This window comes from Nonomuraea sp. NPDC003707 (assembly GCF_053587055.1).
In genome coordinates, this window is record NZ_JBSFNK010000042.1 from 50,541 (window position 1) to 65,273 (window position 14,733).

Sequence of the window (14,733 nt, forward strand, 5' to 3'; positions counted from 1 at the left end):
TTGGCCGGGGGGTGTGCGGAGGTCAGTTGAGGCGGCCGGGCGTGTCCGCGCCGTACCAGTCGACGTCGTCGGGCGCGGTGCGGGCCACGACGGTCTTGATCCAGGTGAAGTCGTCGAAGGACTCGGCGCCCGCGTCGCGGCCGGTGCCGGACTCCTTGATCCCGCCCCAGGGCAGCGAGGGCTCCAGGCGGTGGTGGTCGTTGACCCAGACCATCCCGGCCGCGATCCGGTCCGCGACGCGGTGTCCGCGGGCGAGGTCGCGGGTCCAGACGCCGGCGCCGAGGCCGTACCGGTTGTCGTTGGCCTTCGCGACGGCGTCGGCCTCGTCCTCGAACGGCACGACGACGGCGACCGGGCCGAAGATCTCCTCCTGCGCCACCCGCATGTCGTTCGAGGCGCCGGCCAGGACGGTGGGGCGGACGAAGAAGCCGCCGCTCAGCGGCTCGGGCAGATCGGGGACGCCGCCGCCCGCGATGAGCCGCGCGCCCTCCTCCACGCCCACGGCGATCATCCGCAGGACCTTGTCCCGTTGCGCGGCGCTCACCATCGGGCCGAGCTGGGTGCGAGCGTCGGACGGTGCGCCGATCCGGATCGCCTCGGCACGGCGGGCCAGCGCCGAGACGAAGCGGTCGTAGACGCTTCGCTGCACGAGGAACCGGGATCCGGCCACGCAGGACTGGCCTGCCGCGACGAAGGCCGCGAACGCCGCGCCCTCCGCGGCCACCTCGGGATCGACGTCGTCGAAGACCACGATCGGCGTCTTGCCGCCGAGCTCGGCGGTGACCCGCGCGAACCGCGCCGCGGTCGCCACGGCGGCGGCGCGCCCGGCCTCGGTGCCGCCGGTCAATGTGATCTTGGCGATGTCCGGGTGTCCGGTGAGCCGCTCGCCGGCCTCGCGACCGCCGGTCACGACGGTGACCACGTCCTCCGGCAGGCCCGCCTTGTGCAGGAGGCCGACCAGTTCGAGCGTGGACAGAGGGGTCAGTTCGGACGGCTTCACCACGACCGTGTTGCCCGTGGCCAGGGCGGCGGAGAGGCTGCGCGCCAGGATGAGCAGCGGGTGGTTGAAGGGCGTGATGATGCCGCAGACGCCCAGCGGCGCCCTGCGCTGGTAGGTGAGGTAGGGCCCGTCGGACGGCAGCACCGCGTCGCGCTGTGCGGCGAGCAGGCCGGCATTGTAGCGGAACCACTCGGGGACCCGGGAGAGCTGGGCGCGCGTCTCGGTGACCGGCCGGCCGTTGTTGCGGGTCTCCAGCCGGTACAGCGACTCCGCGGCTTCCTCGATCACGTCGGCCGCGCGGAGCAGCAGCCGGCCCCGCCGGCTCCGGGTCAGCGCCGGCCACGGCCCGTCCAGGAACGCCGCCCGCGCCCGGCGGATCACCGCGTCGACCTCGCCGGGGGTGCTGTCCGGCACCGTACGGATCACGCCGCCGGTGGCCGGATCGATGATCGGCCGGTCCCTGGGTTCCTCGGGGGAGTTCGACATGCCATGACCTCCGGTGGTGCGACTTCGATGAACTCAGTGTTACGGCGAAGTGTCGTCACAGCCATGTTCGAAATGACACTGTTTCCGACATCTGGTGTGAGGCTGTACATTCACGGCATGGACGGCGGAGATGCCACGGAGCTGCGCAGCTGGCTGGCGGCGGTCAGCGCCCTGACGGCGGCCGTCAACGCCGGCAGGGGGCTGCGGGACGTCCTCGACCTCGTCGCCGCGACCGCCCGGGAACTGCTCGGGCTCGACTTCTGCGGCGTGCTCGTGCCGGACCCCGCGGAGCGGAACCTCGTGATCGCCGGCTGGAGCGGGCTCACCGAGGAGTACGTCGCCCGGGTCAACTCCGACCGGCCGGTCCGGCTGGAGGCCGACGCGTCCGGCGGCGCCCCGTCCAGCCGGGCGTACCGGTCGGGCCGGCCGTGCGCGGTCGCCGACATCTCCCTCGAGCCCGACTTCATCTGGGGCGGCGTCGCCCGCGAGCAGGGCTACCGGTCCATGCTGTCAGTCCCCCTGGTCACCGCCTCCGGCGTGATCGGCACGTTGAACAGCTATCGCTCGGCCGTGCACGAGTTCGGCCCCGAGGAGATCGACCGGCTGCAGTTGCTCGCCGAGCACGCGGCCCTCGCCATCACCTCGGCACGGGTGCTGGACGATCTGCGCGACCAGCGCGACCTCGTGATGCGCTCGGAGAAGATCCACGAACGCCTGCTGCGCGTCGCCGTACGCGCGGGCGGGGTCGAGGGCATCGCCGGTGCCCTGCACGATCTTCTCGGCGCTCCGGTGCTGGTCCAGGGCGTGCGCGGCGAGGTCCTCGCCCAGGCCGGAGGTCCGCCCGCTCCGGAGGACCTCGTCAAGGCCGGAGCCGGCCGGCGCGCTCCGGACGCCGGGCTCGTCCGCGAGCAGGGCCCGCACGTCGTCGCCGACGTCGTCCTCGAAGGGGAGGTGGCCGCCCGGGTCTGGGTTCCCGGCCGGGCCGGCGAGCTCGCACCTCTGGACCGCCGGGCCCTCGAGCACGCCTCCATCGTGCTGTCCCTCGAACTCCTGCGCCGGCGCACCGCCCTTGAGGTCGAGCAGAACCTGCGCGGCGACCTCCTCGCCGACCTCCTCGCCGGCGCCGACCCCATGTCACCCTCCGTACGTGATCGCGCCGGCCTGCTCGGCCACGATCTCGTCCGAGACCATCTCACCCTGGTCGCCCAGGTGACCACGGGCGGGGGCCCGGCTCCGGCGGGCGCCGTCCAGCGCGCGCTGACCGAGGCCGTCGCGCTCGCGTCCGGTGTGCGTCCCCGGCCGCTCGTCGCGGTTTACCGCGACGTCATCGTCGCCCTGTGGCCCGTCGTCGCAACCGGTCCCGCGGCCGGCAGACCCGCCGCCGACGCGCTCCGGCGGAGCGTGCGTTCTGCCCGCGGGGTCGACGACGCCACCGTCGCCGTGTCCGACCCGGCCCAGCGCGACCTCCTGAACGCATACCGCACGGCACGCGGCGCGCTCACCGTCGCCGGCCATGCCGGGCGGAGCGGCAGCACGATCACCCTCGACGATCTCGGCGTCGCGGGGCTTCTCCTGCAACTCGGCGATCCCGTGCGGCTGCGGGCGTACGCCGACCGTACGCTCGGCGCCCTGCTCAGGTACGACCACGACCACGGAGCCGCGCTGCTGCGGACCCTGCGCACCTACCTCGACTCGGGCGTGGACCGCCACCTGACGGCCCGCGCCCTCACCCTGCACCCGAACACCGTGAGCCAGCGCCTTCGCCGCATCGAAGCCCTCACCGGCCTCGACCTCCGCTCGTCCCAGGCAGTGGTCGACGCCCGTGCCGCCCTCATCGTGCTCGACGTGGCAGAAGGAACCGACGCCGCGCACGACCGGGTGTGAGCCTGTCTCCCGGCTTGGCGTCGGTTCCGCCGATCGTCCGGGTCACGCGGTCACGAAGGTCATCACGCTTCGAGCGGGAAGCGTGACGGTGAAGGAACCGTTCGACACGCTGGTCGTGCCCTGGGGTGCGACGTTCCTGCCGGCGTCGGTCAGCCAGGAGGAGACCCTGGACGCGGTGCTGTTCCTCAGGGTGAACTGCTGGCTCACCGCGGAGGTCCCCTTGTTGATGGCGACCACGACGATCGTGGAGCCGCCACCCCGGTACGCCGACACGTAGAGGTTCGACGCCGGGCTCGCCGTCGCCTCGATCCGCACATACCCGGGCCGGACGAACCTGGCGAAGTGCGCCATGTTGGCGCCGCGCTTGCTGATCTGGCCGTCCTCACGCATGGGGCCGTAGCCGCGCCGGATGTACCACCAGATGTACGCCTGGAACTCCGCCTCCACCATGGCGCGGTGGAGGTGCTCCCCCACGTCGAGCGCCTGCGGCCACAGGTCCGCCGAATCGGAGCTGTTGGGGTAGTAGACCTCGGTCATCCAGAGTTCTTTGCCCGCGCCCTTCTGCTTGAAGAGGGGATAGGGGAAGTTCGCGAACGACGTGCCGTAGAGGTGCGCCCCGATGATGTCCACGTTGGCGAGCGCCGTGGAGTCGTTGAGGATCGGGTCCGACATGTTCTTCAGGTACTGGAAGGACTCGGGCGCGATGACCCTGGTGCCGATCGAGCCGGCGTTCTCCCGCAGGAACCGCACCATTTCGGCGGGAGTCCACCACGTCCAGTCATGCGCGTAATCGGGCTCGTTCTGCACCGATATGCCGTACAGGTTCACCCCGTTGTTCCGCAGGTAGGTGGTGAAGTCGTTCAGGTGCTGGGCGTAGGCGCCGTACATGTCGTATCTGAGGCGCCTGGCGTTGGTCTGACTGCCGCGGACGAAGGTCTCGACCATGCGGGCGGGGGGATTCCACGGCGACGCGATGACGGCCGCCCCGAGCTCGCTCGCGCGCCTGGCCGTCGCCAGATCACGGCCCCAGTCCGCCTGGTTCTCGGGGACGGGGATCCTCAGCACGGAGAACCCCAGCCGGCCCTCGCCGGTGCCGAACGCCGTGTCCCGCTGAGCAGCCGTCAGGTCGCCGATCCAGGCTGTGTGGGTCATGCCGCCGAAGCCCCGTATCGTCTGCCGCTGCACCGACGCATCGATGACCGCAGCGGCGGCGGCCATCGCGGCCGGTGTCGCGGCCGTGAGGACCGGCAGGGCCCCCATCGTCGCCAGGACGGTTCTCCGGCTCAGCGATCGCCGCTCGCCGCCGACGGGCTCGTTCCGACCTTGCGTCATGTCTCCTCCTCGTGGCTGTTGATGCCGAGCCATTTGGGAGCGCTCCCACCTTCGGAATGCGCCTCGGCTTGGCATCGGCAGCAAGAGTGTCCAGAGTCGCTGATTTCCCGCGTACGGCCTGCGCTGATTGTTCGCGCTAACATCTCTGCAGGAACGTAAAGCCCTTACTGCGACCCGTCAACCGGCGCGGCGGCACGGCCCTTCCTGTAGGCGGCAAATTAACTCCTTATCCGCCGCAAATTACGCAGTTTCCGACTGGTGACTTCTGTGAAACTTTCACTTGCGCGGGCAATGCGGCGCGGGCCGCCGGCAGGCACGTCAGCCGGCTGTCGGGGACTCTGTCCGTTCGCGGGAGGCGGCGGGCGGGAAGAGCGTGGCGACGGCGCGGATGACGGCGGCGCGGCGGGCGGCCGGGCTGGGGTCGGCGGCGGTACGGGGGGCGACGGCGCCGAGTTCGGTCTGGTCGATCCAGGTCATGGCGATCTGGACGACCAGCGCCAGGATGTCGATGGGATCCCAGGCGGGATCGAGGTCGCCGTCGGCCTGGGCGGCCCGGATTTTTTCGATCTTGGCCGGGAGCGTGCGCAGGACGGCGCCGGTGTAGGGGGTCTCACTGGGTGCGGCGGCCCGTTCCAGGCGACCCCAGAGGATGAACCGGTGCCGGTCGGGGTTGGCGGTGAAGTAGTCGAACAGCTGGCCGGCGTAGGAGGGCAGGTCGGCGGGGTCCAGGTGGGCGGCGTCGGCGGCGGCGACGAGTTCGGCGGAGGCGACGTGCCCGTACAGCCCTTCCTTGCTGCGGAAGTAGGCGTAGACGCGTTCCTTGCTGGTGCTGGCGGCCTTGGCGATCCGGTCGACGCGGGCGCCGGCGATCCCGTGCTGGGCGAACTCCGCGCGGGCGGCGGCGATGATCCGGTCGTGGGTGGAATCGGTGCTGGCCATGCCCCAACTGTAGTCAACCGAACCGTTCGGTTTGACCTCGCCGATCCGGCGAGTAGTGTGAGAAGCGTTCATACCAAACGGTTTGGTTTGATTTGGAGGGATTGCTGTGCAGGAGCGCACTCTTGGCCGTCAGGGCCTGGCCGCCTCGGCCATCGGCTTCGGGTCGATGGGCATCTCCTTCGCCTACGGGCCCGCCGACGAGACCGGTGGGGCGGCCTCGATCCAGCGGGCCCACGAGCTGGGCGTCACCCACTTCGACACCGCGGAGCTGTACGGGTGGGGCGAGAACGAGAAGCTGGTCGGCAAGACCGTCGCGGCGTTCCGGGACGAGATCACCATCGCCACCAAGTTCGGGTTCACCCGCGACTACGGCACCGACTCTCGTCCCGAGCACATCCGCGAGGTGCTCGACAACAGCCTGCGCCACCTCGGCGTGGACCACGTGGACGTGCTCTACCAGCACCGGGTCGACCCGAAGGTGCCGATCGAGGACGTCGCCGGGGCCGTCGGGGAGCTGATCGAGGCCGGGAAGGTGAAGTACCTCGGCCTGTCCGAGGCGGGGCCGGAGACGATCCGCAAGGCCCACGCCGTGCAGCCGGTGTCGGTCCTGCAGACCGAGTACTCGCTGTTCGAGCGGGACGTGGAGCAGCTGTTCCCGACGCTGCGGGAGCTGGGGATCGGGTTCGTCGCCTACTCCCCTCTGGGCCGCGGCTTCCTGACCGGCACCGCCCAGCCCGCCGGATCCTACGACCAGGGCGACATGCGCAACCACGACCTGCGCTGGCAGCCGGGCAACTTCGAGAAGAACGTCGAGGCCGTACGGCAGCTGTCGGAGCTCGCCGCCGGCAAGGGCGCCACCGTCGCCCAGCTCGCTCTTGCGTGGATCCTCGCCCAGGGCGAGGACATCGTGCCGATCCCGGGCACCCGCACCCCCGAGCGAGTGGAGGAGAACACCGCCGCCGCCGACCTCGTCCTCACCCCCGCCGACCTGGACGCCATCGCGGCGATCCTGCCCACCGGCGGCTTCGGCGGCCGCTACGCCGAGGCCTCCCTCCCCACCTGGGTCTGAACCCCTACCTCCGCAGCCACCCGGGGCCCGCACGGCGTGCGGCGCCCCGAGGTGGGCAGCGGCTGCGGAACCCGCCGCTGACGGGTCGCCTCCGCACCGGCCGTCAGGTGGGCTGCCACTCCTGGATGTGTGCCCGCAGCCAGGTTTCGGTCGTCGTGATGTGCATCAACGCAGCGGCCTGGGCCCGAATCGCGTCAGCGGCGACCAGCGCGGCGTAGATGGCCTCGTGTTCGATCAGCGTACGGCCGGCGGCGTCGGCGTCGAGGAGCCCGCGCCACACGCGGGTCGTCGGGTTCTCGCCGCGACGGTGAGCGGCCGGGCCGGGCAGGCCCGCGGGCACTCGCAGGGCTTCAGCGGGCGGCGAAGCGGGCCCCGACCCAGGCGAGGATGTCGGCCATCGCGCCGTCGTCGATCCCGGTCGCGGCACCGTAGGTGTCGTGCTCCAGGCCGTCGTACACGCGGTAGGTGACCTGGGTGCCGGTGCCGCGGAGTTCGCCGGCGACCTTGGTGTTGACCGATTCGGGGGTGACGGTGTCCGCGCCGCCCTGCAGGAACAGCACCGGTCCTGCGACGCGCTTCCGGCCGACGCTGTTGTCGCGCAGGTATCGGGTGAAGCGCGGGTCGCCGGAGTAGCCCGGCTTGATCAGCGCCGGCCCGGTCAGATCCGCGTACACCGCGGTGGCCACGCCCAGGCAGCCGTTCCGGGCACCGTCCATGCGGGCCACGGCGACCGGGGTCAGCAGGCGCCCGACGTCGATCGCCGGGTCGCTGTACGCGGCGCCCTGGGCCAGCAGCGGGGCGAATCCGCCGTACGGGACGGTCGTGGCGACGTGGGCGGCCAGGGTGGGCAGGTCGGCGGCGGGCGAGGTGACGACCACGCCCCGGTAGCCCGGCACCGGACGGGTCAGCTGGCGTTCGGCGAAGGCGAGTGCGGCGCCGCCGCCCTGCGAGTGGCCCCACAGCACCCACTCGCCCGACAGGCCTGGCACCGCCTGGCGCGCGGACCGTACCGCACCGGCGATGTCCTCCGCCGCGGCGGCCTTGTTCAGCAGTTCCGGACGGCCGGTCGTGCCCAGGCCCGCGTAGTCCGGGGCGACCACCGCGTACCCCTGCTCCAGGAACCGGACCATCTGGTTGCCGTGGTAGAGGTCGCGCATCAGCGACGGCGCGCAGCCCGCCGCGATGCCGCTGGCACCGTGCGCGTCCACGACCACCTTCCAGCCACCGGCCGGACGCGGGCGGTCCTGCGGCACCAGGACGACGCCGGAGGCCGCCACGTCCCGGCCCCGGGAGGTACGGGAGTGGTACAGCACGCGGACGGCTTCGACCGGCTTGTCCTCCACCACGTAGTCGGAGGTGGTCTCCGCGCGGATCAGGGTCCCGCCCGGTGCCCACGGCAGCGGGTCGGGCGCATCGTAGAAGGCGGTGCGAGGCAGGGCGTTCTGCCGCTGGGCGGCCCAGGCCCAGTCGATCTGGCAGGCCTGGTCGCAATCGTCGGCATTCGCCCCAGGGGCAGGTGCGGTGGCCAGGGCGGCACCTACCGCGGCGGCCAGGGAGAGCCGGCGGACGCCGGTCAGCAGGGCATGACGAACAGACCTCATGGGAGGCTCCTCTTCATTGGGGATCGGTCAGCGGGAACGAACGGGACCTGCCGCGTGGCGGCCGTCGACCTGCTTCCCGCTGGGTCCGTAGACGAAGTCGGCCGTGGTGTCCAGGATGAACTCCATCGGGAAGCCCAGCTCGATCGCGGCGGCCTCCTCCAGCCGGTTCACCGCCTCTCCGGGCAGGTCCAGGTCGATCGCGGCGAGGTTGTCGGTCAGCTGGTCCAGGGTGCGGGCGCCGAGGATCGGGTGGATCCAGGGCCGGTGCGCTCGCGTCCAGGCGATGGCGACCTGCGACGAGGAAACGCCGAGTTCGTCGGCCACGGCGTCCACCGTACGGGCGACGGCCAGGTCGCGCTCGGAGACGGTGGCCCGCTCGACCCGGGAGGGACCCTCGGCGCCGCTCCTGGTGAACTTGCCCGACAGGACGCCTCCGGCCAGCGGCGACCACGCGGCCACCGACAGTTCCAGGGCGGCGGCCATGGGCAGCAGTTCCCGCTCGATGTCGCGTTTGACGAGGCTGTAGGGCAATTGGAGGCCGGCGAACGGGGTCCACCCGCGGAACTCGGCGATGGTGTTCGCCTGGGCGATCAGCCAGGCGGGCGCGTCGGAGATCCCGACGTACAGCACCTTGCCCGCCCGTACGAGGTCGTCGAGGGCCCGCATGGTCTCCTCGACGGGCGTGTTGGGATCCCAGATGTGGACCCACAACAGGTCGAGGTAGTCGGTGCCCAGCCGCTGCAGGCTGGCCTCGACCGAACGGACCAGGTTCTTCCGGTGGTTGCCACTGGCGTTGGGGTCGGTGCCGTCCATGGTCAGGGTGTACTTCGTGGCCAGCACGAAACGGTCGCGGTCGGAGCCGAGCAGCTCTCCGACGATCCGCTCGCTGCTGCCCTCGGTGTACCGGTTGGCGGTGTCGATCACGTTCCCGCCCGCTTCGGCGTAGGCGGTGAACATCTTGCGGCACTCCTCGACGGAGGCGCCCCATCCCCACTCTTGCCCGAAGGTCATCGTTCCCAGGAACATGTCCGACACCCGCAGACCGGTGCGGCCAAGCAGTCGGTAACGCATCACATGCTCCTGTCGAAGAACGAAACGGTCCAATCAATGGCAGGGATTACGTAACGGTCGTCGTCGTACAGCTCGATGTGGTTGCCGGTGTCGAGCAGGAAGAGTTCCTTGGGTTCGGGCGCCGCCGCGAAGGCGGCCTGCGCGTCGGCCACGGGAATGGCCTGGTCTCCGGTGCCGTGCACGATCAGCAGAGGAGCGGAGACCAGCGGCAGGTAGGAGTCCACGTCCAGCGCCAGCTCCTGCAGCACCGACAGCGCGGTGCAGCGGTTCTCCCAGCCGGGCCGGGCCCCTCGCTCCGTCCCGTAGTACTCGAACGGTTCCGGGCCGGGGTTCCCCGCGGGCATGCCCTCGGGGTTGACGGCGGGCCAGTACTCGATCTCGCCGGTGTCGGACTGCCGCTGCGCTATCTGCGCGAACTGGGCCATCAGCGCCGCGAAGTTCTCCGCGCCGAACCGGTCACGGATCAGCTCGGGGTTGTTGTAGGCGGCCGCGATCAACGCGACGGCCTTGACCCGGGGGTCGAACGCGGCGAGCTGCACCGAGTAGATCCCGCCCAGGCACACCCCGCACAGCGCGATCTTGTCGGGGTCGACCTCCGGCCGGGTGGCCAGGAAGCTGACCGCGTTGCGCAGATCCGCGACCTTCGCCGAGGCGTCCTCGTGCTGACGCGGTTCGCCCTCGCTGTCACCCCAGTTGCGGTGGTCGAAGGCCAGGGCCACATATCCACGCTGCGCGAACCGCTCCGCGTAGTAGCCGGTGACCTGGTCCCTCACCCCGGAGAACGGGCCGGTCAGCACCACCGCGCCGCGGCCGGTCCCGGGCTCGGGCAGGTGAAGGTCGCCGGTCAGCCGGTACCCGTCACTGCCGAACTCGACCTTTTCCATCGACATCAGGAATCTCCTTCATGCTCACGCAGGCGTCACCTGCGGAGTACGGCGCTTGCCGGAGAGGAGATTTTCAAATCTGGCGGGTCGCTCGATAGCGTGTCCGTCACCTGTTGAGATGTGAATTTTTCATAGCGACGGGCGGCCTCAGATCCAGCCCGCCTCGGTGGCGATTCTGATGGCGTCGACGCGATTGCGAGCGTCCAGTTTCGCCGCCGCGGACGTGAGGTAGTTGCGGACGGTCCCGGGGGTGAGGAAGAGCTGTTCGGCGATCTCCCCAGGGGAGGCGCCCGTGGCCGACAGGCGGAGCACCATCGTCTCCCGCTGCGACATGGGGCTTGCCGACGCCTCCAGCGCCGCTGCCGTGAGCGCCGGGTCCAGCACCCGGCCGCCCGAGGCCACGGTCCTGATCGCACCGGTCAGCTCGGCGTGCCGTACATCCTTGGGCAGGAACCCCGCCACCTGAGCGGCGAGCGCCCGGCGGAGCTGGCCCGGCCGGTTCAGACCGGTCAGGATGAGCACCCGGCACCCGGGCAGCCGCTCGCGGAGCCGTTCGGCGGCGGTCAGGCCGTCCACCTCGGGCAGGTCGATGTCGAGCACGGCCACGTCAGGCCGGACCTCCAGCGCGGTCGGCACGATGAGCGCGCCAGAGGCGAGCTCCGCCACCACCTGGAGGTCGCCTTCCAAGGACAGCAGTCCCACCAGCGCCGAACGCAGCAGCTCCACGTCCTCGGCGAGCAGAATCCTGATCACGCCGAACAGTATCACCAGGCCCTCCGGCAGCCGGGTGTGGTGCCAGGCAGGTGGTACCGGATGATTGGTCCCACTAATCTCCATTTTCCCGACGCGGCAGTGAAGGACGACCCGGTGGACGACGAGTTGGACGACACTCGGGATACGCGGCTGCGGTTGGTGCGCGCGATGATGTGGGCCGCCCTCGGCCTGATCATGACCTTCCGGCTGATGGTGGCGTTGGAGGAAGGGCTGGCGTGGCCGGTCGTGCTCGTCACGATGGCTCCCTATCCGCCGCTGGTGGCGTTGCTGACCGGGCCGCATCGCCTCCGGGTCCGCAACGGCCTGCTGGCGGCACTGGTGATCCTGTACGCCGTGCCGTTCGCCGTCGCGGGCACGCACTGGGAGTGGCTGCCGTGGCCGCTGGCGGTCGCGGTGCTGTGCTCGTTCCGGGGGCGGGTGGCCTGGCCGCTGTTCGGGCTCCTCCTGGTCGCCACGGGCGTGGCCGGATTGTGGGCCGGCGACGACGTGCTGACGACGATCATGAGAACGCTGAAGACCGCCACCAACGGTCTGATCGTCTTCGGCCTGTACGCCCTGACGGTGATGGCGGCCAGGCTCGACGCGGCGCGCGGGGATCTGGCGCGATTGGAGCTGCAGCGGGAACGGCGGCGGCTCGGCGGCGAACTGGGCGCGGTCGTCGGCGAGCACCTGCGAGCGGTCTCGGAGCGGCTCGCGCAAGCCGTCGACGCCGAACCGGAGATCGCACGCGACCGGCTCCACGTGGCCGTCGGCACCGCCCGGCAGGCGCTGGCCGACATCCGCGCGACGGCCGCCGGCTACCGCGTCTCGCCCCCTCTGCCGCCGCCGATCGAGTCGCCGAAGGTGGCGCGCCTCATGCTGGCCGCGCTGATCGCCTGCCAGGCCACGCTTCACGCGGTCGTCTCCGTCATGACCTACCACCGGCCGTGGACCCTGCTCCTGACGGTGCCGTTGATGGCCGCGGCCGGAGCGGTCCAGCTGCTGATGAAGCCGTCACGCAGGCAGATGATCCTTCTCGGGCTGCTGCTGGGTGTCCCCGTCATACCGTTCGGCTACCTGCTCTGGGAGCTCATCTTCCTCACCTGCCTGTGGCCTTTCCTCCTCGGGCTGGTGCTCACCCGCATGCGGCCGCCGCGCTCCCTGGTCCTCACCGGTGCGGCGGTGGCGCTGTACATCGCGTTCCTCTTCTACCCGCCGCCGGTACCCAACCTGGCGGGGATGGCGGCGAACCTGATATCCCTGACCATCCTCACCTGGGTCTCCTACGGTTTGATCCGGCTGTCGAATCTGGTGGTCCTGCTGCACCAGGCCGAGCGGGACCTGACCCGCGAAGCCCTCATCCAGGAGCGCACCCGGGTCGCCCGCGACCTGCACGACCTGCTGTCCTTCAGCCTGTCGGCGGTGGCGCTCAAGGGAGAGCTGTGCGAGCGGCTGCTGGACATCGACCCGGTACGCGCCCGCGCCGAACTGGCCGCACTGCCCGAACTGGTCGAGCGCGCACGGGCCGAACTGGAATCAGTGGCCCACGCGACCGTGGGGCTGAGCCTTGACCAGGAACTGGCCGCGGCGCACACCGTCCTGGAGACCGCCGGGATACGGACCGTCGCCACCGTCGAGACCGGACCCCTGCCACCCGAGGTGGACACGGCGATGGCCGCGGCATTGCGCGAGGCGGTCACCAACGTCGTACGGCACAGCGCCGCCCGAACCTGCACCATCACCATCGTCTCCGTGGGCCACACGGTCCGGCTGCGCGTCGTCAACGACGGAGCCGCCGAAGCCCCGCCCTCAGCCCCGCGACCGGGCCCCGGCGGATCAGGGCTGACCGGCCTGGCCGAACGCACCGGAGGCCGGCTCACCGCCGGATCGCAAAGGGGCGGCCGCTTCGAACTGGTCGCCGAATTCGCCACGGGCCCTTAGGGCCGGGAGGAGTGTGCACCGGCTAGGCGATGTGGTAGCCGACTCCGGGCGTCGTCGCGATGACCGGCGGGTCGCCGAGCTTGCGTCGCAGCCGGCCCATCGTCACTGCGACGGTGTTCGTGAACCGGTCGGCGTTCTCGTCCCACACCTGTTCGAGCAGGGTTTCGGCGCTCAGGAAGCCGGGGCTCGCCCGCAGCAGCGCCTCCAGCACGGCGAACTCCTTCACCGAGAGGTCCAGTTGCCGCCCGTCGCGAACGGCGGTGCGGCGGACCGGGTCCAGTTCGATCCCGGCCGCGCGCAGCGTCCGGGGCCGCGCGTCGGGCTTGCGGCGGGCCAGGGCGTGGATGCGCAGGACGAGTTCCGGGAAGTGGAAGGGCTTGGCGAGATAGTCGTCCGCGCCGAGGGTCAGGCCGCTGACCCGGTCGCCGGGCGCGCTCGCCGCGGTCAGCATCAGCACCATCGGCCGAGCCGCCCGGTCGGTGATCATCTGGCACACCGTGTCACCGTGCAGGCCGGGCAGGTCCCGATCCAGGACCACCACGTCGTACGGGGTGAGGTCGAGCTTGGCCGCGGCGGCCAGCCCGTCGTGGGCGAGGTCGACGGCCATCCCCTGATCGCGCAGCCCCTCGGCGACCACCTCGGCCAGGGCGTGATCGTCTTCGACGACGAGGACCCTCATGCCGCCACCGCCACCCTGGCAACCGGAAGCGTGATCGACACGCGCAGGCCACCCCCGTGCCGGGCGAGCAGCGCGAGCCGGCCCCCGTGCGCGACGGCGACCGCGGCCACAATGGACAGACCCAGTCCCGAGGAGCCGGTACGCGCGACGCCGAGCCGGGCTGCGCAGGAGGGCAAGCGGCTGGTCACCTTCACCATCGAGACCGACGTGGGCTTCGCCGAACCGGCCGACATCAGCCGGTTCGCCACCGACCTGGCCGCCCGCGTGGCCGACCTGGTGGCCTCCTACGACTCACCCGAGGCGACTCGCCGGTACCGCCTCATCATCGGCGGCCATCCCACGCCCGTAAGCGATCAAGAACGAGAGGACAGGCCATGAGTCACCAGAAACGTCCGTTGGTCGAGCTGACCGTCAACGCGCGCCAGGACGCGGTCTGGCGTGCCATCAGCACGCCGGAGGGATTGCACGAGTGGTTCGGCTACGACTACGACGCGAGCCACACCGCTCCGGCCAGGCCTGCCACGGGCCTGGCGGAGGAGATCCGGTCCTTCATCGACGACTCCGAGCTGCATCCGCCCGAGCGGGTCGCCTTCGACGACGGCACCGAGCTGACCTTGACCGCCGACGGTACGCGCACGGTGGTCCGGCTCGTGGTGCCCAGCCTGGAAGGCACGGACTGGCAGGACCTGTACGGCGGAGTCGCCGAGGGATGGCGGTTCTACCTGGAGCAGCTCCGCTTCTACTTGGACAGAGCTCCGTCGGGGCGCCGCCGTACCATCTACCTGGCAGGCCAGGCCACCGGGGCGCAGGTGATCGAGATCATCGGCCCGGGCACCCGCTGGCACGGGGCCGGCATCGTGAACGACGAGGGCCACCTCGTCTCGGTCGGCGCCGACCCCGCCGATCCCCAACCTGCCCAGGTCAACGTCATCGTCAGCACCTACGGCCTGGACGACGGCGACTTCGCCGCACTACGCGACCGGTGGGCCGCCCGCTGGCAGGCGAACGTCAAGGACCCCGAGGTCATCCCGTAACGCCGGGGAGTCGAGAGGACCAGGCCGCCGCTGCACCACCACGAGCGAGAACGACAGCAA

The 14,733-nt window shown here is 71.1% G+C and carries 14 protein-coding genes; 5 read left to right on the plus strand and 9 right to left on the minus strand.

The window, feature by feature from the left end; all coding sequences use genetic code 11:
* Positions 1-22: 22 nt before the first annotated feature.
* The gene (locus tag ACWDRB_RS57010) at positions 23-1,486 is read right to left on the minus strand and encodes an aldehyde dehydrogenase family protein (protein ID WP_449909492.1); all 1,464 of its coding nucleotides are present in this window, start codon (positions 1,484-1,486) and stop codon (positions 23-25) included.
* Between the two features lie 117 nt (positions 1,487-1,603).
* Here ACWDRB_RS57010 and ACWDRB_RS57015 point away from each other — a divergent pair, with 117 nt between their 5' ends.
* Positions 1,604-3,370 (plus strand): helix-turn-helix domain-containing protein, encoded by a 1,767-nt coding sequence (locus ACWDRB_RS57015; protein WP_449909496.1) that lies wholly within the window; start codon positions 1,604-1,606, stop codon positions 3,368-3,370.
* Positions 3,371-3,412: 42 nt separating this feature from the next.
* Here ACWDRB_RS57015 and ACWDRB_RS57020 read toward each other — a convergent pair whose 3' ends face one another.
* Together ACWDRB_RS57020 and ACWDRB_RS57025 are read right to left on the minus strand one after the other, a co-directional pair.
* Positions 3,413-4,702 carry a glycoside hydrolase family 30 beta sandwich domain-containing protein gene (locus ACWDRB_RS57020; protein WP_449909499.1) on the minus strand — a complete coding sequence of 430 codons (1,290 nt, stop codon included), beginning with the start codon at positions 4,700-4,702 and terminating at the stop codon, positions 3,413-3,415.
* Between the two features lie 318 nt (positions 4,703-5,020).
* Entirely contained in the window at positions 5,021-5,641 is a 621-nt protein-coding gene (locus ACWDRB_RS57025) for a TetR family transcriptional regulator (protein WP_449909502.1), read from the minus strand.
* Between the two features lie 106 nt (positions 5,642-5,747).
* Here ACWDRB_RS57025 and ACWDRB_RS57030 point away from each other — a divergent pair, with 106 nt between their 5' ends.
* Complete coding sequence (locus ACWDRB_RS57030; protein WP_449909505.1) at positions 5,748-6,710, plus strand: aldo/keto reductase; 963 nt, start codon at positions 5,748-5,750, stop codon at positions 6,708-6,710.
* A 103-nt stretch (positions 6,711-6,813) separates the two neighbouring features.
* Here the strand turns inward: ACWDRB_RS57030 and ACWDRB_RS57035 are convergent, their stop codons facing one another.
* The 5 genes from ACWDRB_RS57035 to ACWDRB_RS57055 all read right to left on the minus strand — a co-directional run bounded on the left by ACWDRB_RS57035 (position 6,814) and on the right by ACWDRB_RS57055 (position 11,019).
* On the minus strand, positions 6,814-7,050 hold the full coding sequence (locus ACWDRB_RS57035) for a hypothetical protein (RefSeq protein WP_449909507.1): 237 nt from the start codon (positions 7,048-7,050) through the stop codon (positions 6,814-6,816).
* 10 nt (positions 7,051-7,060) lie between these two features.
* Entirely contained in the window at positions 7,061-8,311 is a 1,251-nt protein-coding gene (locus ACWDRB_RS57040) for an alpha/beta fold hydrolase (protein ID WP_449909509.1), read from the minus strand.
* A gap of 27 nt (positions 8,312-8,338) precedes the next feature.
* On the minus strand, positions 8,339-9,382 hold the full coding sequence (locus ACWDRB_RS57045; protein ID WP_397373982.1) for an aldo/keto reductase: 1,044 nt from the start codon (positions 9,380-9,382) through the stop codon (positions 8,339-8,341).
* Positions 9,382-10,272 (minus strand): alpha/beta hydrolase, encoded by an 891-nt coding sequence (locus tag ACWDRB_RS57050; protein ID WP_449909512.1) that lies wholly within the window; start codon positions 10,270-10,272, stop codon positions 9,382-9,384. The genes ACWDRB_RS57045 and ACWDRB_RS57050 overlap by 1 nt, the downstream gene beginning before the upstream one ends.
* 141 nt (positions 10,273-10,413) lie before the next feature.
* Positions 10,414-11,019, minus strand: coding sequence for a response regulator transcription factor (locus ACWDRB_RS57055; protein WP_449909514.1), 606 nt, complete (start codon positions 11,017-11,019; stop codon positions 10,414-10,416).
* 114 nt (positions 11,020-11,133) lie between these two features.
* Between ACWDRB_RS57055 and ACWDRB_RS57060 the strand changes: the two genes are divergently transcribed.
* Positions 11,134-12,960: a sensor histidine kinase gene (locus ACWDRB_RS57060; protein WP_449909517.1), complete on the plus strand. Its 1,827-nt coding sequence runs from the start codon at positions 11,134-11,136 to the stop codon at positions 12,958-12,960.
* 22 nt (positions 12,961-12,982) lie between these two features.
* Here ACWDRB_RS57060 and ACWDRB_RS57065 read toward each other — a convergent pair whose 3' ends face one another.
* Positions 12,983-13,639 (minus strand): response regulator transcription factor, encoded by a 657-nt coding sequence (locus ACWDRB_RS57065; RefSeq protein WP_449909520.1) that lies wholly within the window; start codon positions 13,637-13,639, stop codon positions 12,983-12,985.
* A gap of 111 nt (positions 13,640-13,750) precedes the next feature.
* Between ACWDRB_RS57065 and ACWDRB_RS57070 the strand changes: the two genes are divergently transcribed.
* On the plus strand, positions 13,751-14,017 hold the full coding sequence (locus ACWDRB_RS57070; RefSeq protein WP_449909522.1) for a hypothetical protein: 267 nt from the start codon (positions 13,751-13,753) through the stop codon (positions 14,015-14,017).
* Complete coding sequence (locus tag ACWDRB_RS57075; RefSeq protein WP_449909525.1) at positions 14,014-14,673, plus strand: SRPBCC family protein; 660 nt, start codon at positions 14,014-14,016, stop codon at positions 14,671-14,673. Before ACWDRB_RS57070 ends, ACWDRB_RS57075 begins: the two co-directional genes overlap by 4 nt.
* The last annotated feature ends 60 nt before the right edge of the window (positions 14,674-14,733 follow it).

Coding starts and splice junctions, on each gene's coding strand:
- ACWDRB_RS57075 (WP_449909525.1), top strand. CDS start 14,014: ATGAGTCACCAGAAACGTCCGTTGGTCGAGCTGACCGTCAACGCGCGC.
- ACWDRB_RS57065 (WP_449909520.1), bottom strand. CDS start 13,639: ATGAGGGTCCTCGTCGTCGAAGACGATCACGCCCTGGCCGAGGTGGTC.
- ACWDRB_RS57020 (WP_449909499.1), bottom strand. CDS start 4,702: ATGACGCAAGGTCGGAACGAGCCCGTCGGCGGCGAGCGGCGATCGCTG.
- ACWDRB_RS57015 (WP_449909496.1), top strand. CDS start 1,604: ATGGACGGCGGAGATGCCACGGAGCTGCGCAGCTGGCTGGCGGCGGTC.
- ACWDRB_RS57010 (WP_449909492.1), bottom strand. CDS start 1,486: ATGTCGAACTCCCCCGAGGAACCCAGGGACCGGCCGATCATCGATCCG.
- ACWDRB_RS57040 (WP_449909509.1), bottom strand. CDS start 8,311: ATGAGGTCTGTTCGTCATGCCCTGCTGACCGGCGTCCGCCGGCTCTCC.
- ACWDRB_RS57045 (WP_397373982.1), bottom strand. CDS start 9,382: ATGCGTTACCGACTGCTTGGCCGCACCGGTCTGCGGGTGTCGGACATG.
- ACWDRB_RS57070 (WP_449909522.1), top strand. CDS start 13,751: ATGGACAGACCCAGTCCCGAGGAGCCGGTACGCGCGACGCCGAGCCGG.
- ACWDRB_RS57050 (WP_449909512.1), bottom strand. CDS start 10,272: ATGTCGATGGAAAAGGTCGAGTTCGGCAGTGACGGGTACCGGCTGACC.
- ACWDRB_RS57025 (WP_449909502.1), bottom strand. CDS start 5,641: ATGGCCAGCACCGATTCCACCCACGACCGGATCATCGCCGCCGCCCGC.